This is a genomic window from Nonomuraea deserti (genome assembly GCF_004348685.1).
GTDB lineage: Bacteria > Actinomycetota > Actinomycetes > Streptosporangiales > Streptosporangiaceae > Nonomuraea > Nonomuraea deserti.
Map to the genome: position 1 here is coordinate 45,530 of NZ_SMKO01000003.1, position 24,943 is coordinate 70,472.

The following is a 24,943-nucleotide window of genomic DNA, read 5'->3' on the forward strand; positions in this document are numbered from 1 at the left end:
GGGCCTGCGCGGGCCTCAGCCGAGCACCGGCTCCTGGGGCGGCCCGCCCTTCAGCTCGTGGAAACCCGGGGTGCCCGCCACGAGCAGCGTCCCGTCCCACAGCCGGCCGGCGTCCTCACCGCGCGGGATGCGCGACACGACCGGACCGAAGAACGCGACGCGCCCGCCGCCGCCCGCGCCCGTGACGGCCACGACGGGCGTGCCCACGTGCTCGCCGACCAGGGCGATGCCCTCGGCGTGCGAGGCCCGCACGTCGCCGTCGTAGTCGGTGGACGTGCCGGCCGCGGCCAGCCCGGACGGGAGCCCCGCGCTCTCCAGCGCCGTGCGCAGGTCGCCGAGCCAGTCACCACCGCCGCCGGTGGTCCACAGCGCTGTGTAGAACCGGCCCAGCGCCTCCTGGCCGTGATGCCGCAGGACGGCCGCGCACACGCGTACCGGGACCCACAGGTAGCCCTCGGGATCGCCTTCGGGATCGTCGTCCCGGCCCTCGTTGAGCACGGACAGGCTCATGACGTGCCAGCGCACCTCGACGGGCCGGACCTTGCGCACCTCCAGCAGCCAGCGGGAGGTCACCCAGGTGTAGGGGCAGGACGGGTCGAACCAGATGTCGGCGACCTGACGCGTGATCACGATGCAACCGTATCCGGATCACACGGCCGTCGGGAGGCGCCGGCCGAGCCGGTGACGTGCCTTCACGCTCTGGCCGGCGGCGGTTCGCCGTCTCCCGGCACGGCCGGTCTGAGAGGCGACGGCTCATTACCCACCGGGGTCCCCGGCTTCGGGGGCGGCAGCTCCGGCGGCGGGTCACGGAAGAGCTCGGGTATCGACCGGTAGAGGATCGCGGCGATCGGCACGGCGACGACCGCGCCCGCGATGCCCGCCAGGATGCCGCCGACGGCGAGCACGATGATGATGGCCAGCGGGTGGAAACGCAGCACCCTGCCGACGATCAGCGGCTGCAGCACGTGGTTCTCGAGCTGCTGCTCCACCACGAGGATCCCGACGAAGATCAGCGCGTAGACGGGCCCTCTGGAACCGAGCGTGACCAGCGTCGCGACCGCCCCGGCGAAGAAGATGCCGACGATGGGGACGAAGCTCGCCAGGAAGATCAGCAGGGCGAGCGCCGGCCAGAGCGGGACCCTCATGATCGCCAGCACGATGCCGATGACGACGCCGTGCACCGCCGCCACGGCCACCGTGCCGTGCACGTAATGCGAGAGCGTGGCCCAGGCCGTCCGCCCCGCCCTGTCGACCCGCGGCGCCGCCGTGCCGAACCCCTTGAGGAACCAGGCCCAGATCCGGTCGCCGTCCTTCAGCAGGAAGAACGTCACGAACAGCAGCAGCACGATGGAGGCCAGCACCTCGAGCACCACCATCGTGCCCTGGAGCACGGTGGCGGTGATCTGCTGCTGCTGCGCCCTGATCAGGCCCGCGACGTCCTCGACCCACTGGCTGAGCTGGTTGGGCTCCAGGCGCAGCGGGCCGCTGTAGAGCCAGCCCTCCACGGTCTTCGCGGTCTCCTGCACCTGCTTGACCAGGCCAGGGAACTCCTCGTTGCCGCGTACGCCGATGATCCAGCCCGTCCCGCCCAGCACGGCGAGCGCGACGAGCATCGTCACCCACGTGGCGTAGATCGGCCGCATGCCCGCCTCGCCCAGGCGCCTGGTCAGCGGGAAGAGCAGCGCGGTGAGCAGCAGGGCGACCGCCACGGGCAGCGCGATGAGGCGCATCGCCGCCACCACCCCGATCAGGTAGTTGGCCACCACGCCGATGAGGATCAGACACGCACTCCACGCGGCCATCCTGGCCAGCAGCGGCGGCACCAGCCCCCACAGGGGATCCCGACCGGGCTTGAGGTTCTTCACACCATCACCTCTGCCCCGAATGGACGGGACTCCACGGCGAACGGTGATCTGAACGAGGCGGTCAGCAGCCCTCGCGGGTCAGCGTGACGTCGCGCCGGACGTCGGCGTGCGGCAGCGGCCGGACGTCGAAGGCGGACGTCCCGTGCCCACCGGCGGTGACGGTGATCCTCGCCTTCGACGGGCCGCCTACGAGCCACTGCTCGTAGCGGCCCTCGGCGTCGGCGCCCACGGTCCACGACTCGCGGTGGCGTTCGACCGTGACCGTCGCCCCCGCCAGCGGGGTCACCGTCCCGTCGCACGCCTTCGAGCGCACCTGACCGGACAGCCGCGCCCAGTGCCACGGCGCCCGCGCCTCCAGGGTCACGCCGAGGCTCGGCGCCGGGTACGGCGTGTCCTCGTTCACCACCAGCTCCGCCTCGTACGTGCCGGGCCTGGCGAGCTGGCGGGCGTCCAGGGTGAGGGTGACGCGGGCGCTGGCGCCGGGAGCGAGCGTGCCGCGCGCCGGCTTCGCGCTCAGCCAGGGAGCGTCCGTGCCGGCCGCGTCGCAGCCGTCATGGCCGGGCAGCAGCTCCGCGAACGGTGTGACGCGCGGGCCGTCCGCGCCGCCCACCTTGTAGAGACCGCAGGCGGCGGCGCCCCGGTAGAGGGCGTAGCGGGAGTTCGGCAGCGGCGTCCAGGCGTCGGCGTCGGGGTCGTAGGCGAACGCCTCGTTGGTGAGGGTGGTGCCGCCCTTCGTGACCCCGCCGGCGACGACCAGCCTGCCGTTCGCCACCGCGTAACTGCTGCCCCACAGGTCGAACGGCAGGTCGGCGATCCGGTCCCAGGCGTCGCGGGCCGGGTCGTACACGTAGGAGCGCTGCGTGCCGTGCGGCCCTTCGGCCAGCCCGCCCGCGCAGTAGACCTTGCCGCCCAGGCCGCCGCAGGCCGCCCAGGAGATCGGCTCGGGGTAGGGGGCGGCGGTGGTGAAGCGGTCGCCCGCCACGTCGTACACCGTGACCTGGTTCGTCGCCGTCTGGCACTCTCCGGCGCAACCCCCGACGGCGTAGATCCTGCCGTTGAGCACGGCCGAGCCGACCGCGCCCCACGGGTGCGGGTTGTCCGCGCCGGTGCTCCAGCCGTCGGTCGCGGGGTCGTAGACGAGGGTACGCGCGGCCGGCTCGCCCTTGGGGCCCCAGCCGGTGACGACGTAGAACCTGCCGTCCACGAACGCCGAGGCGGCCTTCTGCCGGGCTTCCGGCATGTCCGCGATGGGAGTCCAGGCGGTCGTGATCGGGTCGTAGACGTACGAGGCGGGCGTGCCGCCCTCGCCGCGCAGGGAGCCGCCGAAGGAGTACACCTTGCCGTCGTGGAGCCCGGCGGCGTTGTCCCTGATCGTGGTCGGGTAGTCGGCGACACCCGCCCACGGCGCCGCAGCCGCGGCCTGGCCGGTGGCGGTCCGGCCGGGCGCGGCCGCCGTGATCGCGGCGGGGCTGAGGCCGTCCGCCTCGACCCGGCGCACGGGCGCGCCCCGCAGCGCGGCCACGACGTCCCGCCGCGACTCGGCGAGGTCGTAGGTCAGCGGCGCGGTACCCCGGTTGGTGATGGTCAGGCGTGTTTTGACCTTCTGGCCGAGCCTGGCCCGCTCCGAGACGTCGTCCTCCTCGACCGAGAGCCGGCCGGCCTTCAACGTGAAGTCGGTCCTCGCCACCTCGCCGGCCCCCGCGGTCACGCGGGCCGAGGCCGACTGGTAGCCGCGCTGGGCGGCGGTGAGCACGCGCTCGCCCGACATGGGCGCGAACACCCAGTAGAAGCCGTCAGGCAGAGCGTCGTCGTCAGGGGTGGGCGCCGTCTCGCCCTCCGTGGCGCCGCCGCCGCTCGTGACGGAGGCCGTGTCGACCGGGTCGCCGGTGTTCGCGTCGGTGACGGCGCCGTACACGAGCGCGCCGGGCACCGGAGCGCACGCGCCGTTCGCGGCGGCGTAGCCGGGGGCGGCGCAGGCCGCCGCGTCGACCCGCGCGGACAGGTCGAGCGTGACGTCGCCGCCGACCGTGACCTGGCCGGTCACGGGAGCGTAACCGGGGTAGCGCGGGGTGGCGGTGATCTCGTACGTGCCGTCCAGGGGCAGGTCGAGAACCGCCCGCCCGTCGCCGGGGTCGCCGAACCAGGTGCGCCCCGCCCCGGCCACGGTGACCGCCGCGTACACCGGCCAGCCCTGCCCCGACCCGTCCGCGACCCGGACGGTCACGCGCCCCGTGGGCGCGGGGGAGAGCCCGACGTCGCGGGTCCGCGTCTCGCCGGCGCTCACCTGCACGTCCTTCAGGTCATGCGTCCGGTAGCCGAAGAACGACAGGCTGACGTCGTAGTCGCCCTCGTCCAGGTAGAGCCGGTACGTGCCGTCGGCGGCGGTCGTGGTGTCCAGCGTGCGCGGCCCGGTGGCGGACACCCGCACGCCCGCCACCGGCTCGCCGGTGCGCTCGTCGGTGACCGTGCCGGTCAGCGTGCCGGCCCCTGCCCTCGGCGACGCGCCGACGGCCCGGTAGGCGTCCAGCATGCCCTCGCCGTACACGTTGTTGTCGCCCGCGGTGCCGCCGCAGGTCGTGTCGGCGCGGTCCTGCGCGGTGCGGTCGAGGATGTCCCTGGTCGCGGCGATGTCTCCAACCAGCGCGGGCGCGGCCGACCACATGAGCGCCACCGCGCCGCTCACGTGCGGGGCGGCCATCGACGTGCCGCTCTGCACCGCGTAGCCGCCGCCGGGGGCGCTGGACCGTACGTTCTGGCCGGGCGCGGCGATGTCCGGCTTGCTGTCGGCGGCCCCTTCCTCGCCGCGCGAGGAGAACCAGGCCACCGTGCCGTTCTGGTCGACGGCTCCGACGGCGTACGACTCCGGGTACTCGCCGGGAGAGTGCTGGGTGCCGCAGTCGGACCCGTCGTTGCCCACGGCGAAGGCAGGGAAGATGCCGGCCGCCACCCACTGGCGCACGTAGTCGCGGTACCACTCGTCGCCCGGCGCCGAGGACCAGGAGTTGTTGAGGATGTTCGGCCGCTTGGCCGGGTCGGGCGCGGAGCCGTCGGCCGCCGTGGGGGCCAGCATCCACTGCGCGGACAACGCCAGCGCCAGCTCGCCGCACCGGTAGTCCTGGCAGCCCCGTGCCGCGATCCACCGGGCGCCGGGCGCGACGCCGATGCCCCCGGAGCCCACCATCGTCCCCATGGTGTGCGTGCCGTGGCCGTAGGCGTCGCACGGGCCCGGCTCCGTGCAGAGCCCCGTGGGGTCGTACCAGTTGTAGTCGTGCGTCCCGCCCGCGCCCCGGTACGCCCCGGCGAGCGCCGGGTGGGACACGTCCACGCCCGAGTCGATGTTGCCCACCACGACGCCGTTTCCGTCGCTCTTGTAGTCGCTCCACACCTTGTCGGCGTGGACGGCGGCCACACCCCACTCCACCGCCCCGGCGGCGGCCACGCGCTCGCCCGGCCTGGGCTCGGGCAGCCGGTAGGTGCGCGGCATCCGGACGCGCTCGACCGCCGGGTCCTCCGCCAGCTCACGCGCCAGCGCCGCCGAGCCGCTGTGCACGTAGATCGAGTTGTCGATGAACAGGGACGTGTACCGCGCCCCCGCCTCGCTCAGCAGCTCCTGCGCCTTCGCCTGGCTGGACTCCGCGGTCGAGCGCAGCTCCTCCACCACGGCGGCGCCCCGTGCGGTCCAGTCCTTGATCGTCGGGGCCCGCTTCAGCGCTGCCTGTGCCTTGAACTCCACCCAGAACGCCGAGTTTCCGCCCGCCAGCCGCGCTGCCAGCTCCGCCTGAACCCCCGCACGGCCCGCGTCACCGTCCTTGCCACCGCCAGGGTCGCCGGATGTGTCACCGGGCGTGTCACCGGGCGTCTCACCGTCCGTGCCACCGGATGTGTCACCGTCCGCGTCGCCGGGTGTGTCGCCGTCCACCGCCTGGGGGAGCGGGGTTCGAGCAGTTTCGGCCTGCGCCTGTGCGGGGACCGCCAACCCGGTCAGGACGAGCAGCGCCGTCATCGCGACCGAGATCGCGGCGGCGGTGCGGCGCGGTGGCCGGGCGGGAAAGACGTGCTGTCGCAACGGGGAGCCTCCACTCGCGGCGCCCGGCCATCGATGTCGACGAGCGCCACGAACGCCGTCGAGCAGCCTGGCCCATGACCTGCGCAATCTTCAAGCAATCCCCGAGGCGACATCACGCCATGTCATGAATACGACAACAGCGCAGGCAGTGGGACATGGCCGTCCCGTACGAGTGACCCCAAGCTGGTCCCGCTCGACTAAGGAGTGGAGGCCCGCCGATCGGCTTCGTACGAGAGCCATAGGAGAAGAGGGATCCCCGGCGAGCTCGCCGATACCGTGCGAGCGTGCTTCGCGGTGAGCTTCGGCCCTGGGCAGTCGCGGTTGGGGCCGCCTTCTCGTCCGGGCCCGAGACGAGCACAGCACCATGCGCGTCGGCGAGGGCGCGGAGAGTCCACGCGGGGAAGGTTCGGTCCCGGGCTCGGACCGGGCTGTCGCCGAGACCCCGGCTACGTGCGCCAGTTGTGTTTGATCAGCAGGTTGCGGGCGTCGTCGGCGACCGCCGCATCGGTCACGACGTCGTAGCGTTCGGCGATGACGGCCTGCTGGGAGACGAACCCGGGGCCCTTGTTGACCAGGTAGGTGACCAGTCCGAAGACGGCGCCGAAGAGCGCGCCGTACGCGATCCCGCCGAGCACGAGCGCCCCCGTCGAGCCCGTCGAGCTCGTGAAGAGCGGCATGAGCAGGCCGATCACCAGGCCGAACCAGAGGCCGGTGGCGGCCCCCGCGGCCGCGGCGCGTCCCGCGGTGGCGCGGCCCATGACGGTTTCGACCAGGCGCAGATCGTGGCCGACGATCGCGGATCGTTCCACGGGGAAACCGTTCTCGGCCAGGAAGCCGACGGCCTTCTTGGCCTGCTCGGCGGTGGTGTAGGTGCCGATCACCGGGCGGTCTTCCGCTGCCGGCAGGATGACCGTCGGTGCCGTCTTGAACATCGTGGTCCCCTTCCTTCGCGATGGGCGTGGCGAAACCGTCACGCCCATGGGTCACTTCGAGAGCGCCTTGGCGATCTCGACCTTGCGCGGCCGGGCCGAGGCCGGCACCGGCACGCGCACGGTGAGGACGCCGTCGTCGTATGCCGCCTGGGCGCCGTCGGCGTCGAGGCGGCCAGGCAGGTAGACCTGCCGGGTGCAGTCGCCGGTCGAGCGCTCCTGGACGAACACGCTCTCGTCCTCGGTGTACGGCTCCTCGCGCCTGGCGTGCACCGTCAGGACGCCGCGGTCGACCGTGACCTCGATCGAGTCGGGGTCGACGCCGGGAAGGTCGAAGCGGAGCAGGATCTCGTCCTGACGGCGGACGGCGTCCATCGGCATCGCCGCCCACGCGTCACCGAGCACGGGCCGGGCCAGCCGGTCGAACTGCCGCTCCAGCTGGCGGAGAGCCGAGTCGATCGACGTGAGCCGCATCGTCTGCCACCTCCGTACGTGTGGCTCGATCCTTCTATGTGTGGCTTCATAAAACATGAAACTACAGTTGCAGGTTTATGTCAAGCGCCACGAAAAGCGATGGGAATCTGTCAGACCCTGGTGATAGGAACAGGTCCGATGCCGCCACTGCGGCCAAGGGGGAAAGGACCTGCCGGTGACCACCAACAGCTCGGAGTTCTCCGTCTCCGGTCCGCGCTACGACCGGCGCGGTCCCGTGCGCTGGCTCTGGTCCCATCTGCGCCGGCACCCCCAGCACCTGGCCGGGTTTCTCGGCGGGTCGTTGGTCATGGTGGTGCTCAACGCCGCCGTGCCCCAGTTCACCGGCGACGCCTTCGACGCCGTCCTGGGCGAGCGGGGCGAGCCGGCCTCCGCCCTGTGGTCGATCACGCTGGCGATGCTGGCGCTGGTGACGGCCCGCGGCCTGTCCGACATGGTCGCCAGGATGGGGAGCGAGGTGCTGGCCAAACGGCTGGAGCGCGACACCCGCGACGAGCTCTACGTCGCCCTGCTCGGCAAGAGCCAGACCTTCCACAACCGGCAGCGGGTCGGCGACCTCATGGCCAGGGCGGCCAACGACATCCGGCAGCTGTCCATCATGATCAGTCCCGGTGTCGACCTGATCGTCGACTCCTGGCTGACCGGCCTGGTGCCGTTCTTCTTCATCGCCACGATCGACCCCCGGTTGCTGCTCGTGCCGGGCGTCTACGCGGCCGTCTTCGTGTTCGCGCTCCGCCACTACATGCGCAGGCTCAACCCGGTGTCGACCCGCATGCGCGACCAGTTCGGCGAGCTCAACGCCGGGCTCAACCAGGCCGTGCGCGGCATCGAGGTGATCAAGGTGACCGCGCAGGAGGGGCAGGAGCGGGGGCGGTTCCGCGCCAACGCGCGCCTCTATCGCGACTCGTTCGTACGCAACGGCCTCGTCCAGGCGCGCTACCTGCCCACCCTTCTCTACGCCTTCGCGGTGGCCGGCGCCCTGTGGCACGGCCTCCAGCTCCAGGGCACGGGGGCCATCACGGTCGGCGACCTCGTGGCCTACATGGGCCTGGTCGTCATGCTGGGCTTCCCGACGCAGATCTCGATCTTCACCTTCTCGCTGGTGCAGATCGGCATCGCCTCCTCCCGCCGCATCCTGAGCATCATCAGCGCCGAGGCCGAGCTGGAGCAGCGGCGCGACGGCCGCGCCGCGCCCATCGCGGGAGAGATCATCTTCGAGGACGTCACGTTCGCGTACGACGAGGGCGATCCGGTGCTGCGCGGCGTGACGTTCAGCGTGCGCCCCGGCGAGACCGTGGCGATCGTCGGCGAGACCGGTTCGGGCAAGAGCACGCTCACCAAGCTCGTGCCACGCATCTACGACGTCACCTCGGGCCGCATCCTGGTCGACGGCGTCGACATACGCGACTGGGACCTCGACTCGCTGCGCTCCCAGATCTCCACCATCGAGCAGGACATCGTGCTCTTCTCCCGCTCCGTGGCCGAGAACATCGCCTTCAGCCTGGGCCAGCGGGCCGACCGCGAGGCCGTGGTGCGGGCGGCGGAAGACGCCCAGGCCGCCGAGTTCATCGCCGAGCTCGACGACGGCTACGACACCGTCATCGGCGAGCGCGGCGTCACGCTGTCCGGCGGCCAGCGCCAGCGCCTGGCCATCGCGCGGGCGCTGCTGACCGACCCGGCGATCCTCGTGCTCGACGACTCGACGAGCGCCATCGACTCCGCCACTGAAGACAAGATCCAGCAGGCGATCGGCCGCGTCCTCGACGGGCGCACGACGTTGCTGATCACCCACCGGCTCTCCCAGATCCGCTGGGCCGACAAGGTCCTGCTGCTCAGGCGGGGCGAGCTGGTCGACTGCGGCACGCACGACGAGCTCATCCAGCGCAGCCGCCTCTACCGCCGGATCTTCGCCCACTACGACGAGGTCGACGTGGCCCCGCAGGGCGACACGCCGCAGGAGGCGGGAGGCCCGGAGGGGGCGGGAGGCCCGGCGTTCGGGGCTGATGAGGCGGGAGGTCCGGCGATCGGGCCGGAGGAGGCGAGAGGTCCGGCGATCGGGCCGGACGAGCTGGATCCCGCGCACGAGGCCCCGGTCCTGGAGAGCGAGCAGGGGAGGGCCCGCTGATGGGCTTCATCATGGACGGCCTCGACGCCGAAGACTACGACCGCACCTACAACGACCGCGACCTGCTCCGCCGGATCCTGTCCTACTTCAGGCCCAGGATGGGCGCGATGTTCGTGGTGGCCGCGATGATCGTGCTGGGCTCGGTCAGCCAGGCGGCCATCCCGCTGCTGGCCAGCCTGGCCGTCGACGCGCTCGCCGACGGCACGATCGCCGAGGTGGGCTGGCAGCTGGTCGCCGGCACCCTGCTGGCCGGGGTGCTCGGGTGGGGGTTCAACTTCCTCCGGCAGTGGCAGAGCGCGCGGGTCACCGGCGACGTCGTCCTGCGGCTGCGCGAAGACGCGTTCGACGCCGTGCTGGAGCGCGACCTGTCCTTCTACGACGAGACGCCGTCCGGCCGGATCGTCAGCCGGGTGACGTCCGACACCGACGACTTCGCCACGGTCTCCACCCTGACGATGGACCTGATCAGCCAGGTGCTGATGGTCGGCTTCGTGACGGTCCTGCTCTTCCTGCGCAGCGTCGAGCTCGCCCTGCTGACGATGCTGGTCGTACCGATCGTGGTGGGTCTCGCGCTGATCTTCCGCCGTCTCGCGCGGGCCAGCACGCGTCACGCGCAACGCTCGCTGAGCCGGGTCAACGCCAACCTGCAGGAGACCATGGGCGGCATCGCGGTGGCGAAGAACTTCCGCCAGGAGCGGCAGGTCTACGACGAGTTCCGGCCCATCAACCGGCAGAGCTACCGCGTGACGCTGCGGCAGGGGTTCGTCTTCTCCGCCATCTTCCCTGTGCTCTTCCTGGTGGCCGGGCTCGCCACGGTCGCCCTCATCCAACTGGGCGGCACGGCGGTGCTCGGCGGCGGCCTGAGCGCCGGCGACTGGTACCTCTTCCTGCAGGGGGTCGCGCTCTTCTGGTTCCCTCTGACGTCCATCGCCGCGTTCTGGTCCCAGTTCCAGCAGGGGCTGTCCGCGTCCGAGCGGGTCTTCGCCCTGATCGACGCCGAGCCGAGAGTGGTGCAGACCGGCGCGCAGGATCCCGGCAGGATCGCCGGCCGCATCGAGTTCCGCGACCTCACGTTCGGCTACGACCCCGGCAACCCCGTGCTCCGCGACTTCAACCTGCTCATCGAGGCGGGCGAGACCGTCGCGCTGGTCGGCCACACCGGCGCGGGCAAGTCGACGCTCAGCAAGCTGATCACCCGCTTCTACGAGTTCCAGGAGGGCCGCCTCCTGATCGACGGCCACGACATCCGTGGCCTCGACCTGCCCGCCTACCGCCGGCAGATCGGCGCGGTCCCGCAGGCGCCGTTCCTGTTCAGCGGCACGGTCGCCGACAACATCCGCTACCCGCGGCCGGAGGCGAGCGACGACGACGTGCTCGCGGCCGCGTCGGCGGTCGGCGGCGGCGACTGGGTCGACGCGCTACCGCACGGCCTGCAGACCGACGTGGGCGAGCACGGCCGCGCCCTGTCCATGGGCCAGCGCCAGCTCGTCGCGCTGGCCCGCCTGCTCATCCAGGATCCCGCGATCGTGGTGCTCGACGAGGCCACGGCCAGTGTCGACCCGCTGACCGAGGCCCAGATCCAGGAGGGCCTCGACGTCGTGCTGGCCGGCCGCACCTCGATCGTCATCGCCCACCGGCTCTCCACGATCGAACACGTCGACCGCATCATCGTGCTCGACCACGGCCAGATCGTCGAGGAGGGCGACCACTCCACGCTGCTGGCCCGGGGCGGCCGCTACTGCCAGGTCTACAACACCTACTTCCGCCACCAGTCCCCCAACTACCGAGCCGGCTCCGGATTCGTCCCCGTCGGCTCCCCGTGACCACAAGGTCACCGTGTCCGTCCGGTGCCGGACCGGCCTGACGGAGAACCGGAGGGCGTCCGGCGCAATGCGGCTTTCAGCGCACGAGCGCGCTGAGGGTTGCAGGGCGTCGGGTGTGGTGGGGGGCTTCAGAGCACGAGCCGTTCCGGCGTCCGGCTCTGCCATTCCACCACCAGCACGGTGGCGTCGTCCTGGAGCCTGCCGCGCTGGTGCTTGAGGATGGCCTGGATCAGCCGCCGCAACGTCTCGGGGACGGTCAGCCCGTCGGCCTCGTGGCGGATGAGGAAGTCGATGAACCGCTCCAGCCCGAACAACTCCCGGTCCGGGCTCTGCGCCTCGATGATCCCGTCGGTGTAGAAGACCAGACGATCGCCCGGCTGCAGCTGATAGCCGAGCAGCCCGGTGCCCGGGCCCAGCCGGAAGCCCATCGGCGGGTCGGGTTCGGCGGCCAGCGTGGCCACCCACCGGCCGCCGCGCAGCACGAGCGGCGGGTGGTGGCCCCGGTTCACCCAGCTGAGCTCGCCGGTACGCAGGTCGAGGTCGGCCAGGATCCCGGTGGCGAACCGCCCGGTGAACTGCTCCGCGATCGCCTCGTCGATCGCCTCGCCGGCGGTGGGCAGGTCCGCCCCCTGGATCCGGGAGTTACGGCAGGCACCCATGGCGACGGTGGCGGTCAGCCCGGCCGAGGTGTCGTGGCCCATGGCGTCGAAGATCGACACGTGCAGGATGTCGCCGTCGATGGCGTAGTCGTAGGCGTCGCCTCCCACCTCGTACGCCGGCTCCAGGGCGGCGCTGACCACCACGCGCTCGTTGGCGAACGTGCCCGGCGGCAGCAGGTTGAACAGCACCTCGGCCGACAGGGTCATCGGCTGGACGCGGACCAGCCGCGCGTAGGAGTCGCTGTGGGTGCGCTTGCTCACCAGGATCATCGAGAGGAGCGAGGCCAGTTGGATGATCCGCCGCTCGGCAAGCTCTCCGAGGTCGGGCAGGGTCGCCTGGAGCACGCCGAGGCGCTCGGTGCCGTCCAGGATCGGCACCCACACCCGTAGCTCCTCCTCGGGCCTGAGCGTGGTGGCCGGCCCTCGCCGGCTGCGTACGACCTCCACGTTCCGGAAGGCCCGTCCGGCGAGCGTGGTGTCGATGAGCATCGGATCGAGCGCTTCGCCGTTGTCGCCGCTCTGGCCGGGCAGGGGCACGAGGCGCTGCTCCTGCAGATCGGTCACGTAGATCAGGGTCCGGGTGAATCCGGCCAGCCGCGCATGCTCCGCCACCACACGGGGGACCTGCTCCAGCGCGACGAGGTGGACCGCTTCCAGCAGACCACCCAGCATCAGTTCGCCGTCACTCCGCATGCGCAGAACTCTCCTTGCGACCCCCCCGTTACATCTGCGTCTTACCCAGGGGTTGCTCACCTCACGAGCGGTTGCTCCCATAATCGAGCCGGGGCCCGCACCAGTGCTGGTGCGGGCCCCGGATCTGCGAGCTTGATGCCGTGTCAGGCGGGAACGATGTTCTCCGCCTGCGGGCCCTTCTGGCCCTGGACGACGTCGAAGGCCACCTTCTGGCCCTCGGTCAGCTCACGGTAGCCACCGTTGGAGACGATGTTGGAGTAGTGAGCGAAGACGTCGGCGCCGCCGCCGTCCTGCGCGATGAAGCCGAAGCCCTTTTCGGAGTTGAACCACTTCACGGTTCCGGTCGCCATGTCTATCTCCTTTAGATAGGAGGCGGAGACGAGATCCGCACTTTACGGACCCCGCGTCGCTGGAATGAGCCCATCCGGAGATGACCGGAAACAAAAAACGCACCTGAAGATCAATCTCGTCAGGTGCGCACAAGTCTTATGGGTAACACATCTGCAACTGTGTCCACGCTATCACACATCGCCTGCGCATGTGCATCATGAGTGCACGGCACGAACCTCCGTCACGACGAACTCGTCCACGATGTGCTGGTTCTGCACCAGGAATCCGACCACGCCCGCGACCGCCTCCGCGCCCAGCGCCGCTCTGGCCTGCCCGCTCAGCAGGTAGACCAGCGGCGTCGACGGCTGGTCGATGGCGAACTGGCGGTCATGGCGGTGCACGTCGTGCAGTGCCCTGATCGGGATGGGCCGCACCGAGGTGAACCACACTGCGACATCCCACAGCGGCAACGCCGGGTCGGCGTCGCCCGCGGCGTGGTAGCAGGTGACGCAGCCGTTCCCGGCATGTTGCCCGTGCGGGCACGTCCACTGGGCGATGTCGGCCCGGGTCTGGTCGTGGCCGCTCAGGATCGCCGCCTCGGTCACCCGGCGGCGCGGCGATCCCGCGTCGTACGGGCGGGAGTGGTCGCTGGTGATGATCGGTTCCCTCCGCTCCCAGGTTGGCTTTCGACCTTATCCGCAGGCGTCGGTCCGGCACACGGTGGAGCGGCCCCAGGCTTGTCAACGAATCCTTGTGCCGCGAACCACGCCGTGCTCCGCACCCTGTCCCGGCACGGACGCGCGGACGGGTGGCCGCGATCCGGTGTGACACCGGCCGCGGCCACCCGCTGGGCGGACAGAGGGTGAACCCGTCACCGGTAGGCCAGGCGGCGCAGCAGGATCTCCGCCGGGCCGCGGTGCCCGGCGCGGCGCATGAGGTCGGCGATGAGGATCGACAGCAGCCAGGTCGCCGTGGCCACTCCCGTGGCGCCTGCGAGGCCGAGGTCGTCCTGCAGGCCGAGCCCGTACGGGAAGAAGAGCGCGACGAACACGACGGACTGGAAGAGGTACAGGCTCATGGAACGCTGACCGAGCGACTGGAGGGCGGTGGCCAGGGCGTTCGGCCGCCGGATGACCGGGATCGCGGCCAGCCCCATGATCGCGGCCAGGCCGATGCCGCCGAAATGCCCGGTGAGCGGCTGGATGAGCGACGCGACCAGCGCCGCCGTGCTCGACGGCTCGGCCCACCAGCCGGCCTGCATGAGCCCCGCGGGAACGGAACCGAGCAACGACACCGCCGTGGTGATCACCGAGACGCGGATCAGCAGCGAACGGTGCCGGACGGGCTCCTCCAGCAGCCGCCGCCGCGCGGCCCAGATCCCGGCGAACACCCCGGGGATCACCATGATGAGGCCGATGACCAGCCCGAACGGCCAGGCCACGATCCGGCCCACCAGCATCTCGACAGGGCCGAGCGCGCCGGGGGCGATGCTGCCGGCCTCGTACGTCGACATCTCCCCCGACAGCGGATACCACATGACGAGCCCGACCATCAGCGCCGACGGCACCAGGGCGATGCCCGACACCCACAGGAGCGTCGCGTCCTTGGCCCGCAGCAGGCCGACGCAGAGCAGGGCGGCGATGCCGTACGGAGCCAGGATGTCGAGCGGGACGAGCACCAGGACGTGCACGAACCCGATCGCGAGCAACCACCAGCCCCGGCGGCGCAGCAGCTTGCGCACGCTCACCCAGTCGTTGCCGCGCTCCAACTGCCGGTTCAGCAACTGCACCAGCGCATAGCCGAACAGGAACGCGAACATCGGCCGCGCGTGGTTGTTGATCAGAAGCTGGTGCAGGAAGGCGAGGACGTCGTTGAGCAGCGACGGGCCGCGGTCGACGGTCTGCACGTAGAGCGGCGCGTGCGCGTACGCGATCGCCAGCAACATGATGCCGCGGGCGAGGTCCGGGGCGGGCGCCCGCGCGGCAGGGGCGACCGGACCCTTCGGTGAGGTCGAGGACTGGAGTGACATGTTCACGGCTGAAACCCCCTTGGATACTGGCTTCGACGCTAATCAGCCAGGTCAGGGGCCGGAATGAGGGTGAGGGCACGGCAGGGGTGTACTTAGGTGCACTGTTCGGCGCGGCGGCGGGTCAGGAGCCGGTGCTGCCGAGGCTGATGAACCATTCCGCGGGACGCGCACCAGGCCGGGCGACCGTGGCACGACGGCGAGGTAGATCCCGGCCGTCCTGTGGCCGGCCTTACGGGCGTAGCCGGGCGGAGCGGTCCTGGCCGAACGCGGCCTGCAGGCGGGCGTGGGCCTGGGCGATCCCCCGAGGCGAGGCGATGAGGGCAGCGCCGTCGTCCGGTGCGAGCGCGGTGGCCATGCCGTTCCCGTCGCGGGCGACGGCGGGCGGCCGCGACCTGGCCGAGGTGACGGACATGAGGGTCATGCACCAGCCGTCCTGCGTCTTCTTGGAGACCGCATGCGACCAGGAGGTGCCGCCCTCGCGGCGGAACCCGGCCATGAACCACGGCGCGTCATCGCCGGCGTCTGCCTGTTCTGAGGTGCCTCCAACTACGCCAGTGTCCTCGGCGCCTCCCTAGCGCAGCAGACCGTGGTCACCGACCTGACGCTCGAGGGGAACCCCGTCTGCTCGTAGCGGAACCTGGGCAACAGTCCACCTAGCTGCGGCATTGCCTCCGCATGGCGATGTTTTCCCTTCAGGCCAATGCCGCTGACGTCGAGTCCTGGACCAACCTGGCGCGACGGTGCGAGAGTGCCGGTTTCGATGCTTTGCTTGCCGCCGATCATCCGGGCGTCACCGCCTCACCGTTCGTCGCGCTTGCGGCGGCGGCACCGGTCACTTCGGTGATCGGTCTTGGATCGTATGTCTCGAACGCGGGCGTGCGGGAGCCGCTCTTGCTGGCCGCGGATGCCGCCACGCTGGATGTGTTGTCCGGCGGGCGGGCCCGGCTTGGACTGGGCGCGGGTCATACTCCCGGTGAGTGGGACGCGGTGGGTCGGAGCCGTCCCGATGTCGGAGGCAGGGTGCGGAGGTGCGTGGCCGTGGCCGAGGCTGTCCGCGCGTTGCTCGACGGTGAGGAGATCGATGTAGACACATCCGAGTTGGTAGCCCGCTCTGCTCGGTTGAGCAGTCCGATGCCTGTTCAGACGAGGATTCCCTTGACCCTCGGGGGCAGCAACTCGCGACTCCTGCGCTGGGCTGGTGCGCACGCCGACGTGGTCGGCCTCACCGGCTTCGGGCGCACCCTTGCCGATGGGCACAACCTGAGACCGACCTGCTGGCCTCGCCCTTCATCCTCGCAGGGACGGAGGAGGAGATCCTTTCCTCCGTCCAAGAACACGAAAGGCGGTGGGGCATCACCCGCTATGTGGACCGCGTGGATGCGCTGGACGGGTTGGCCTCGATCATGTCCAAGCTGAAGTAACCGCCAGCGTCACTGCACCCGGCCTTGGTCTGCCTGCCTCGACGCGCCTGAGACGTCTGGCTGGCGGTTCGGCGGAACACGGCGCGTCGGGCTTCATACTCTTCTCCTCCAGCCACGGCGCCTCCGACCTCACCACGCTGGCCCGCTGGGCCCAGGAGATCGCCCCGGCCATACGCGAAGCGATCGCGAAATAGCACGACCAGGGCCGCACACCAGCCGATGCGGCTGTAGAGCTGGAGGTAGCGGGCCAGGCGCTTTCCGATGCCGGGCATGCCGATGAGGATCAGACCGAGCTGGCTGCGGTCGTAGTGGTCGCGCGGTTGTTCCAGGCTGGGGTCTTGAGCCCGGTCGGCCTCGTCACTGATCAGCGTTCGGTGTACGAGCTGCTGCTGTGCGGCACGGCGCGGGCGCGCGGGTCCGTCGTGGTAGATGCGGATCTCGGCCATGTCCCGGGGGTCGTAGCGGATGACGACGTCTTTGCCGACGTAGGCGCGATGCCATAACGAACGGGTCGTCACCCCGAGCCCGAGCCCGCGCCTCGGAGGCGGCGATCCCGAGACGGCGATCCCGAGACGGCGATCCCGAGACGGCGATCCCGAGACGGCGATCCCGAGACGGCGGGCCGGTCTTCCTCATCCGCGGGCGGTACGCCAGCATGAACCCATGACCAAGCTCACTGGACAGCAGATCGCCGACGAGGCGCTGGACGGGTGGGTTCTCCTGCTCGGCGGCCTGCACACCCGCATCAGGACGGGGAACTTCGCGACCGGGCTCTCCGTCGTCGACGCCATCGGCGCGGCGGCCGAGGAGATGGACCACCATCCCGATCTCGACCTGCGCTACACCCACGTCGACGTCCGGCTCAGCAGCCATGACGAGCGCGGGGTCACCGACCGCGACATCCGGCTGGCTCGTACGATCTCCCGGATCGCCGCCGACACCGGCGTGGAGCTGGAGAGCGCGAGCGTCTCCCGCATGGAGCTCGCCCTCGACACCCCGTCCCACGAGCGGATCCTGCCGTTCTGGGGTGCCGTGCTGGCCATGAAGGACCAGTCGGAGGCCGGGGTCGACGACGAGGTGCGCGACCCGTACGACGCGCTGCCGGCGCTCTGGTTCCAGAAGTCCGGCAGCGAGGAGCCCCGCCAGCACTGGCACCTCGACGTGTGGGTGGATCCCGAGCAGGTGCGGCCGCGCATCGACGCCGCGCTCGCCGCCGGCGGCACGCTCGTGGACGACGAGGGGGCGCCGAGCTTCTGGGTGCTGGCCGACCCCGAGGGCAACCGGGTCTGCCTGTGCACCTGGCAGGATCGCGGCTGACCGCGTCTCGCCGGATAGAGGTGAGGGCGGTGGGGTAGCAGTGACCTCATGACAGAACGTGTGCCCGACCCCGCTCACCGCCGCCCAGCGGGGCTGGACGACGTCACCGTCGAGGCGCTGGGCGGCTTCAGCGAGGCTCTGGAGATGATCCACCGGGCCAGAGGCCATCTGTACGCCATGCACCAGCTCACGGGCAGCGCCGATTTCGCGCTGGACCGGGTGGTGGAGCTGCTGCGCCAGGGCGGGCACGACGCGTGGGCCGACCGGATCGAGCGCGAGCTGATCGGCCGTAACGTCCTCGCCGGCCGGTGGACGTTCCAGCTCGTGGAGGAGTACGACGACGGCTACTACCGCGAGTTCCAGGGCCTCGAACGCGAGATCCGCGAGGAACTGGCCGGGGGGCGCCGCCACCTGCACGAGGCGGAGCTGAAGCAGCGCCGCCGCACCCCCGGCCGCCCTGGCCACGAGACGGCACCCTGAGCCGTCGAGAACCGACGAGCGCCCCTGGCCGGCGCCGGCGCGCGTCGTCTTCCCCACCGGGTGGGCTTCCTGCTGATCCCCCGAGCGAGCTACCCCGGCTGCCCACTCCAGCGTGATGATCTCAGCTGGTCTCCCGCCGTAGCGTCCTTGGCGTGGCCGCGGCGGGGTGCCGCGGGGCCGTGAGGGCGGAGGTCAGTTCGATGGAGACGGACGTGCGGGTGCTTCCCGTGGCGGAGGCCAGGTGGTGGTCCCGGCCGATGGCCCGGCTGCTGATCATGATCGCGCTGCTCGTCGGAGTCGCCGCCGTCGTCGACGCGCTCGCCGCCGGAATGGCCACCGGGCCCGTCGGCGGCCTGGTGGGCGGCGGTCTTGGCGCGGCGTTCGCGATGTGGGTGTACGCGATGGCGGTGCGGGCCACCGAGCGGCGGCACGTGATGGAGTTGCTGCCGGGCCGCGAGGAGGCCGTGTCGGCGCTGTGGCGGTGGACGCTCGCCGGTCTGGCGCTGTTCACGGTCACGATCGGTGTCATCGCCGTGTTCGGCGGCTACCGCGTCGCCGGGTGGGGGTCGTTCGGGGGCGCGGTGACCGTGTTCGGGACGATGTGCGCGGTCGCGGTCGTCGAGGAACTGCTCTTCCGCGGCGTACTGTTCCGCATCGTCGAGGAGATGGCCGGCACGTGGGGCGCCCTGCTGGTCTCCGGCGTGTTGTTCGGAGCGTTTCACCTGGTCAACCCGGACGCCACGGGCTGGGGAGCGCTGGCCATCGCGATCGAGGCGGGACTGATGCTCGGCGCCGCGTACGCCGCCACGCGCAGTCTGTGGGTCCCCATAGGAGTGCATCTCGGCTGGAACGCCGCCGAAGCCGGCATCTTCGGGGTCACCGTCTCCGGTTCGGGAGCGGAGTCGCACGGGCTGCTCGAAGCGACGATGTCCGGGCCGGCGGCGCTGACCGGCGGCGCCTTCGGGCCCGAGGCGAGCGTCGTCGCGATCCTGGTGTGCAGTGTGCCGACGGTGCTGTTCCTGCGGATGGCCCGCCGCCGCGGCCACCTGCACCGCCGCCCGCGCCGCGCTTCGCAGGGCGGCACGACGGCCGACGTCCAGGTGGCCGGAGCCGCCGTCGGCTGCAGCTGACGTCTCGCGGGCCTGACGGACCGTCCAGCCCTCTGCCCTGCTGCTCGTACGCCCTTGACGCCCGGCTCGGGTCGTCCGGTGTGTGGACTGTGGTAGTAAAGACGCGGTTTGTGACACGAGGGGGAAATGTGACCATGCTCAGCCGGCGACGGCTCCTTCAGGCGGGTGCGGGTGCCGTGCCGGCGATCGCGCTCGGGACGTCTCCCGCGTGGGCCGAGTCGGCCGAGCCACCGACCACCGGTGTCGTGCCGACGTCGCTGGCCGGCTTCGACAAGGCGCTGAAGGCGTACATCAAGGAGCGGGACATCTCCTGCGCCCAACTCGCGGTCGCCAAGAACGGCAAGATCCTGCTCGCCCGCGGTTACGGGTCCTACACCCGGGCGGACGGCTCCACGGCGAAGGTGCAGCCGACGTCCCTCTTCAGGATTGCGAGCCTCAGCAAGAGCCTGACCGCGGCCGCGATCGTCCGGCTGGCGCAGGACGGCGAGCTGAGCCTGGGCGACAAGGTCGCCGACCTGCTGGACCTGCCGACCGAGGCCGACCCCCGGCTGGCGAACGTCACCCTCTGGCGGCTGCTCCAGCACACCGGCGGCTGGGACAGAGGCGTGACGACCGACCCGCTGTGGAACGACACCACGATCGCGGCGTCTCTGGACGTGCCGCTGCCGATCGACCACGCCGACATCATGAAGTACACCACCGCGAAGAAACTCGACTTCGCCCCCGGCTCGAAGTACGTCTACAGCAACTACGGCTACATGCTGGCCGGTCGGCTCGTCGAGCGGGTCTCGGGCCTGCCGTACGAGACGTACGTGCGGCGCAAGCTGCTCGCCCCCGTCGAGATCGAGCGGATGCGGCTCGGCCGCAGCCTGCGCTCCGAGGCGTTCTCGAGCGAGGTGCCCTACGAGTCGAAGTACACCAGGAAAAGCGTCGTGAACCCGTCGGGCGACACCGTGCCCTACCCCTACGGCGGTTTCAACATGCCCAACCAGGACGCCAACGGGGGCTGGCTCGCCTCCGCCGTCGACCTGGTCAAGTGGGGCTTCGTCTTCGACGGCGCCGGGCCCGTGCTCACCTCCAAGTCGATCTCGCGCATCTTCGCCAAGCCCGAGCTCGGCGAGAACTCCGGCGGTTCCTGGTACGGCCTCGGCTGGCACGTGCGCAAGAACAACGCCGGAGGGCTGAACACCTGGCACAACGGCAGCATGCCCGGCACGTTCAGCTTCTTCGCGCGCATCCAGCACGGCGTCAGCTACTGCGCGATCTTCAACCGCAGGGAGGAGGAGGGCAGCCCGGACTTCGACGGGATCGACCCCCTCCTCGGCAGGGCGAGTGGCGCCGTGAAGACCTGGCCGACCACGGACCTCACCCCGAAGTACTTCTGACGCGGCTTCCGCTCCGCTCAGGCGCACGGGCGGCGTCCGCGCGCCTGAACGGCGCCTGGTACGCCCACTGCCAGGCCGTTTCGATCGGCCCGCGCCGGAACCGGCGCAGCCACAGCGAGGAGAGCACCATGATCAGCAGGCAGATCGCCGCCCACGCGACCGGCACCCACCAGGGACGGTATGCGTCGAGCCGGCTCGCCAGCCCGAGTCCCCAGCCGTAGCAGAGCACGCCGGCCACCAGGTTCTGGAACACGTAGCCGGACAGCGCCGCCCGCCCGACGTTCGTGAGCCCCCGCCGTACCACGCCGGGGGCGCCGCGCAGGCCGAGCACGATGGTGGTGATCAGTCCGAGCAGGCCCAGGGCGACCAGGGGAGCCAGCAGGTAGCGGTCGACCACGAACCAGCCGGGGCCGGCGAAGGACGTGGCCAGGTTCAGCGGCACGCCCGCGCCGAGCCCGACGGCGACCAGCCTCCTGCGCAGCCGGGCGCCGCGTTCCTCGAACAGCCCGGCCCGGAGGAGGCGGGCGCCGAGGAGGAAGAGGACGACGCCCATGGGGACGATGAAGATCAGCTCGATGCGGAAGAGGGCGGCGTACTGCAGGCGGAGGCCGACCTGGTCGAGCCAGCTTCCCTCGGTGTAGAGGGAACTCGCGCCGCCGCCCGTGGCCGGCGCCTGCAGCCCTGCCGTGGCCAGGCCGACCAGGGCGGCGTGCAGCGTCCCCATGCCGACCATCCAGCCGGTGATCGCGCGTTCGCTCCTGCCCACCAGGTACGCGACGATCACGGCGGTGACGGCGTAGCCCATCAGCACGTCGAACTCGAAGATCAGGATGTAGTGCAGCGTGCCCTCGGCCAGCAGGAGCGCCGAGCGCCACAGATACCGCCCTGGCCAGGCCAGGCCCTTGCGCACGGCACTGCGGTACTGCAGTTCCAGGCCGATGCCGAAGAGCAGGGTCAGCAACCCGAGAAACTTGCCGTTGGACAGGAAGCGCACGAAGGTTTCCACCGCGCTGCCGCCGCCGCTCATCTGCAGCACGTCCAGAGGGCCGGCCGGGGCGGTGAAAATCCAGATGTTGGTGCCGAGCGTGCCCATGATCGCCACGCCGCGCAGCACGTCAAGTGCGTCTATGCGTCCTTTCACGGTTCCCAGCCTGCTGCCGCCACAGCCCGCTGCCATCGTCCCGCCTGACGAAAACGGCCGTACGCCGATAGGTGTACGGCGCCCCGACTTCGGTCGGCGGCGCACGGGTACTGAGCCGCAACCTGGTGGGTAGGGGGCGTTGAGGTTCCGTCAATCCTGTTGAAGGAGGCGACGATGGACACATCAGGGGTCGCGAAGACGGTCCAGGACGTCATGCACCAGGGAGCGGAGTGCGTCGGCGAGCACGACAGCCTGCGCACCGCCGCGCGCATGATGCGCGACCTGTCGGTCGGAGCGCTGCCGATCTGCGGCGACGACGACCGCCTCAAGGGGATCATCACCGATCGCGACATCGTGATCAAATGCTGCGCCGAGGGCAAGGATCTCGACTCCACCATGGCGGGCGAGCTGGCCCACGGGCTGGTGTGGGTGGAGGCCCACAACAGCGTCGAGGAGGCGCTGCAGAAGATGGAGCAGCACCAGATCAAGCGGCTGCCCGTCATCCGCGAACGCCGGATCATCGGCATGATCACCGAGGCTGACCTGGCCAAGGAACTGCCCGACAGCAAGCTGGCCGAGTTCGTGCACCGGATCTACGCGCATTCCTGACCGGGAAGCGCGATCGGACAGGGTGAAGCCCCGCGGAGCGTCCCGCGGGGCCTCGCCGTCCCGGTCAGGCGGCCAGCTTGACGTCCGAAACCGTCCGCTCGCGGGCCGGGACGAGCCGCGCGCCCAGCGCCCGCGCCGCGATCACCATGGCGGCGGTGACCAGCACGATGTCCTTGAGGATGTACTGGGCCTCCAGGGTGGGCGGGCCACCGGGGAACATGTCGGTGAAGAACAGCACCAGCGGTGACATGAACCCCACCAGCGCACCGGCCATCACGAGCAGACCGGCCTTCAGGAACTTCCCGGTGATCAGGGTCAGCCCGATGAAGCACTCGGTGGCGGCGACGACGGCGAGCGCGACGCCGCCCGACACCACGCCGAACGTCAGCTGTTCCAGCGTGCCCACCGCGAGTTCTTCCGCGGGGCTGACACCCGGGAAGAACTTCAGGAACCCGAACCCCAGGAAGACCAGGCCGACGCTGATCCGCAGGGCGTCGATGCTGTGGCGGGCGAGCCACTCGGTCGTCGTGGCGAGCATCTTCGTGTACGTGGCAGTCATCTGCTTGCTTCTCTCTTCCGTCGTTTCCTGCTGACACGACCAAGCGTCGCCGGATCCGCCCTCCGAGGAATCCGCCGGTGAGCGGCGACCCGGCTACGCCGTCCCGCGTACGCCGGCGCCGGCCCGCCTTCGCCTCACGGGGTAGCCGGGGGCGGCGTCGTACCGAGCGCGGACCCCCATGCGTTGTGGTGCCCATCACGTCGGATGTGTGGATTCGTGCACAGATGATCGTGGGCGGTCTTCCTAGAGTCGGTGCCGTGCCGGACGGGATCCCCAGGCGGCACCTGACGAAGGAGGAGATCTGCATGCGCAAGGCTCTGACGGTCTCGGCCCTGGCCGGTTCGATGGCGGTCACCGGTCTGGCCCTGGCTCCGGCGGCCGCCCAGGCGAGCACGCACTCCACGACGAGCTGGGGGAAGTTCTTCTCCAGTGATCACAAGGCGTACACGTTCGGTAAGGCCTGGAAGAGCCACGGGAAGGTGTTCACGAAGTGGTACGGGGTCGACAAGCGTGGTGGCAAGCAGGCGTGGGTGTGGTTCGAGGTGTATCAGAACGGTCACTGGAAGAGGTTCAACAAGGCGTGGGACGGCCAGGTCGCCGGCGCCTGGCGGGGGCACGGGATCGAGAAGGTGTACACGTTCACCTGCTGGGCGGGCAAGTTCGACAACTGCGGCAAGAAGTACCGCATCTACTGAGAGCAGGGATTTACCCCTTCATGAGCCACCGGGCGTTGACCATTCGCGGCGGACGCACCAACTATCGAGCTACGACCCATCTGTCGGACAGGGAGTGGCGATGCGCGCGGTACGCCTGCACGAGTACGACAAACGTCCGGTCGTCGAGGACGTCCCCGAGCCCGCGATCGGCGGCCCGCTGGATGTGCTGGTCGAGATCGGCGGCGCCGGGTTGTGCCGCACGGATCTGCACATCGTCGAAGGCCAGTGGGCCGGCAAATCGGGTGTGACCCTGCCGTACACGATCGGGCACGAGAACGCCGGCTGGGTGCGCGAGGTCGGCTCGGCCGTGACCGGCGTCCGGCCCGGTGACGCGGTCATCCTGCACCCTCTCGTCACGTGCGGACTGTGCCGGGCGTGCCGCGCCGGCGACGACGTGCACTGCTCGGCCTCGAAGTTCCCCGGCATCGACACTGACGGGGGCATGGCCGAACTGCTGCTCACCACCGCCCGCTCCGTGGTCAAGCTCGATCCCTCGCTGCAGCCGGCGGACGTCGCGGCGCTGGCCGACGCGGGCCTGACCGCCTACCACGCGGTACGCAAGGCCGTACCGCTCCTCTACCCGGGCACGCAGGTAGTGGTCATCGGCGCCGGCGGGCTGGGCCACATCGGCGTCCAGTGCCTGGCCGCCATGACGCCCGCCGAGATCATCGCCGTCGACCGGTCACCGGCCGCGCTCGAACTCGTCCAGGGGCTCGGCGCCACACACACCGTCCAGGCCGACGGCCGCCAGGTCGAGGCGGTCGCCGACCTCACCGGCGGGCAGGGCGCCCACGTGGTGCTGGACTTCGTCGGCGAAGGAGGCACCGAGGCCGAGGGCGTGGCCATGATGCGCCGCGCGGGGTCGTACTTCGTGATCGGTTACGGCGGGCGGGTCGAGATCCCCACGATCGACATCATCTCCACCGAGATCAACGTGATCGGCAACCTGGTCGGCTCCTACAACGACCTGGACGAGCTCATGGCCCTGGCCGCCCAGGGCAAGGTCAGCCTGCACACGAGGACGTACCCGCTGGAGGCCGTCAACGACGCCATGGACGACCTGGACGGCGGGCGCCTCCAGGGTCGCGGCATCCTCGTGCCCGCCAGGGGCTGACGGTCGGGGCTTGAGCACCGGGAGTACGCGGGCGGGTCGACCCGCAGACGCCCGCTGACG

General features: G+C 70.8%; 23 protein-coding genes. 10 read left to right on the forward strand and 13 right to left on the reverse strand.

What is annotated here, in order from left to right; all coding sequences use genetic code 11:
• Positions 1-15: 15 nt before the first annotated feature.
• The 5 genes from E1292_RS01995 to E1292_RS02015 all read right to left on the reverse strand — a co-directional run bounded on the left by E1292_RS01995 (position 16) and on the right by E1292_RS02015 (position 7,334).
• The gene (locus tag E1292_RS01995) at positions 16-630 is read right to left on the reverse strand and encodes a mycothiol-dependent nitroreductase Rv2466c family protein (RefSeq protein ID WP_220446607.1); all 615 of its coding nucleotides are present in this window, start codon (positions 628-630) and stop codon (positions 16-18) included.
• 62 nt (positions 631-692) lie between these two features.
• Positions 693-1,865: an AI-2E family transporter gene (locus E1292_RS02000; RefSeq protein ID WP_246089864.1), complete on the reverse strand. Its 1,173-nt coding sequence runs from the start codon at positions 1,863-1,865 to the stop codon at positions 693-695.
• 61 nt (positions 1,866-1,926) lie between these two features.
• A complete protein-coding gene (locus tag E1292_RS02005) occupies positions 1,927-5,931 on the reverse strand; it encodes a S8 family serine peptidase (RefSeq protein WP_132591378.1) in 4,005 nt (1,334 codons plus the stop codon).
• Positions 5,932-6,377: 446 nt separating this feature from the next.
• A complete protein-coding gene (locus E1292_RS02010) occupies positions 6,378-6,863 on the reverse strand; it encodes a general stress protein (RefSeq protein ID WP_132591380.1) in 486 nt (161 codons plus the stop codon).
• 51 nt (positions 6,864-6,914) lie between these two features.
• Positions 6,915-7,334 carry an Hsp20/alpha crystallin family protein gene (locus tag E1292_RS02015; protein ID WP_132591382.1) on the reverse strand — a complete coding sequence of 140 codons (420 nt, stop codon included), beginning with the start codon at positions 7,332-7,334 and terminating at the stop codon, positions 6,915-6,917.
• Positions 7,335-7,509: 175 nt separating this feature from the next.
• Here E1292_RS02015 and E1292_RS02020 point away from each other — a divergent pair, with 175 nt between their 5' ends.
• Together E1292_RS02020 and E1292_RS02025 are read left to right on the forward strand one after the other, a co-directional pair.
• Entirely contained in the window at positions 7,510-9,477 is a 1,968-nt protein-coding gene (locus E1292_RS02020) for an ABC transporter ATP-binding protein (RefSeq protein WP_246089866.1), read from the forward strand.
• A complete protein-coding gene (locus tag E1292_RS02025; protein WP_132591384.1) occupies positions 9,477-11,300 on the forward strand; it encodes an ABC transporter ATP-binding protein in 1,824 nt (607 codons plus the stop codon). Before E1292_RS02020 ends, E1292_RS02025 begins: the two co-directional genes overlap by 1 nt.
• A gap of 128 nt (positions 11,301-11,428) precedes the next feature.
• Here E1292_RS02025 and E1292_RS02030 read toward each other — a convergent pair whose 3' ends face one another.
• The 5 genes from E1292_RS02030 to E1292_RS02050 form a co-directional block, all read right to left on the reverse strand.
• Positions 11,429-12,652 carry a PP2C family protein-serine/threonine phosphatase gene (locus E1292_RS02030; protein WP_132591386.1) on the reverse strand — a complete coding sequence of 408 codons (1,224 nt, stop codon included), beginning with the start codon at positions 12,650-12,652 and terminating at the stop codon, positions 11,429-11,431.
• Between the two features lie 143 nt (positions 12,653-12,795).
• A complete protein-coding gene (locus E1292_RS02035) occupies positions 12,796-13,002 on the reverse strand; it encodes a cold-shock protein (RefSeq protein WP_055509312.1) in 207 nt (68 codons plus the stop codon).
• 195 nt (positions 13,003-13,197) lie between these two features.
• Positions 13,198-13,587: a hypothetical protein gene (locus E1292_RS02040; protein ID WP_132591388.1), complete on the reverse strand. Its 390-nt coding sequence runs from the start codon at positions 13,585-13,587 to the stop codon at positions 13,198-13,200.
• Positions 13,588-13,853: 266 nt separating this feature from the next.
• Positions 13,854-15,011, reverse strand: a complete 1,158-nt coding sequence (locus tag E1292_RS02045; protein ID WP_132591570.1) for a DUF418 domain-containing protein — start codon at positions 15,009-15,011, stop codon at positions 13,854-13,856.
• Positions 15,012-15,240: 229 nt separating this feature from the next.
• Positions 15,241-15,507 (reverse strand): DUF8094 domain-containing protein, encoded by a 267-nt coding sequence (locus tag E1292_RS02050; RefSeq protein WP_132591390.1) that lies wholly within the window; start codon positions 15,505-15,507, stop codon positions 15,241-15,243.
• Positions 15,508-15,692: 185 nt separating this feature from the next.
• On the opposite strand from E1292_RS02050, the gene E1292_RS55605 reads away from it, so the two are divergent.
• The gene (locus E1292_RS55605) at positions 15,693-16,427 is read left to right on the forward strand and encodes an LLM class flavin-dependent oxidoreductase (protein WP_369334329.1); all 735 of its coding nucleotides are present in this window, start codon (positions 15,693-15,695) and stop codon (positions 16,425-16,427) included.
• Here the strand turns inward: E1292_RS55605 and E1292_RS50775 are convergent.
• Positions 16,372-16,950 (reverse strand): Mu transposase C-terminal domain-containing protein, encoded by a 579-nt coding sequence (locus E1292_RS50775; protein WP_165974319.1) that lies wholly within the window; start codon positions 16,948-16,950, stop codon positions 16,372-16,374. The genes E1292_RS55605 and E1292_RS50775 overlap by 56 nt on opposite strands.
• A gap of 145 nt (positions 16,951-17,095) precedes the next feature.
• On the opposite strand from E1292_RS50775, the gene E1292_RS02075 reads away from it, so the two are divergent.
• The 4 genes from E1292_RS02075 to E1292_RS02090 all read left to right on the forward strand — a co-directional run bounded on the left by E1292_RS02075 (position 17,096) and on the right by E1292_RS02090 (position 20,744).
• On the forward strand, positions 17,096-17,749 hold the full coding sequence (locus tag E1292_RS02075) for a 4a-hydroxytetrahydrobiopterin dehydratase (RefSeq protein WP_132591392.1): 654 nt from the start codon (positions 17,096-17,098) through the stop codon (positions 17,747-17,749).
• A 48-nt stretch (positions 17,750-17,797) separates the two neighbouring features.
• Entirely contained in the window at positions 17,798-18,229 is a 432-nt protein-coding gene (locus tag E1292_RS02080; RefSeq protein ID WP_132591394.1) for a hypothetical protein, read from the forward strand.
• Positions 18,230-18,441: 212 nt separating this feature from the next.
• Positions 18,442-19,359 (forward strand): CPBP family intramembrane glutamic endopeptidase, encoded by a 918-nt coding sequence (locus E1292_RS02085; protein WP_246089868.1) that lies wholly within the window; start codon positions 18,442-18,444, stop codon positions 19,357-19,359.
• A gap of 134 nt (positions 19,360-19,493) precedes the next feature.
• Positions 19,494-20,744: a serine hydrolase domain-containing protein gene (locus E1292_RS02090; protein ID WP_132591574.1), complete on the forward strand. Its 1,251-nt coding sequence runs from the start codon at positions 19,494-19,496 to the stop codon at positions 20,742-20,744.
• Here E1292_RS02090 and E1292_RS02095 read toward each other — a convergent pair.
• Positions 20,725-21,885: a DUF418 domain-containing protein gene (locus E1292_RS02095; protein ID WP_342775593.1), complete on the reverse strand. Its 1,161-nt coding sequence runs from the start codon at positions 21,883-21,885 to the stop codon at positions 20,725-20,727. The genes E1292_RS02090 and E1292_RS02095 overlap by 20 nt on opposite strands.
• A 174-nt stretch (positions 21,886-22,059) precedes the next feature.
• Between E1292_RS02095 and E1292_RS02100 the strand changes: the two genes are divergently transcribed.
• Complete coding sequence (locus tag E1292_RS02100) at positions 22,060-22,494, forward strand: CBS domain-containing protein (protein WP_132591396.1); 435 nt, start codon at positions 22,060-22,062, stop codon at positions 22,492-22,494.
• 64 nt (positions 22,495-22,558) lie between these two features.
• On the opposite strand, the gene E1292_RS02105 is transcribed toward E1292_RS02100, so the two are convergent.
• A complete protein-coding gene (locus tag E1292_RS02105) occupies positions 22,559-23,053 on the reverse strand; it encodes a DoxX family protein (protein ID WP_132591398.1) in 495 nt (164 codons plus the stop codon).
• 257 nt (positions 23,054-23,310) lie between these two features.
• Between E1292_RS02105 and E1292_RS02110 the strand changes: the two genes are divergently transcribed.
• Complete coding sequence (locus E1292_RS02110) at positions 23,311-23,748, forward strand: hypothetical protein (RefSeq protein ID WP_246089870.1); 438 nt, start codon at positions 23,311-23,313, stop codon at positions 23,746-23,748.
• A gap of 100 nt (positions 23,749-23,848) precedes the next feature.
• Positions 23,849-24,883 carry an NAD(P)-dependent alcohol dehydrogenase gene (locus tag E1292_RS02115; protein WP_132591400.1) on the forward strand — a complete coding sequence of 345 codons (1,035 nt, stop codon included), beginning with the start codon at positions 23,849-23,851 and terminating at the stop codon, positions 24,881-24,883.
• Positions 24,884-24,943 lie beyond the last annotated feature (60 nt).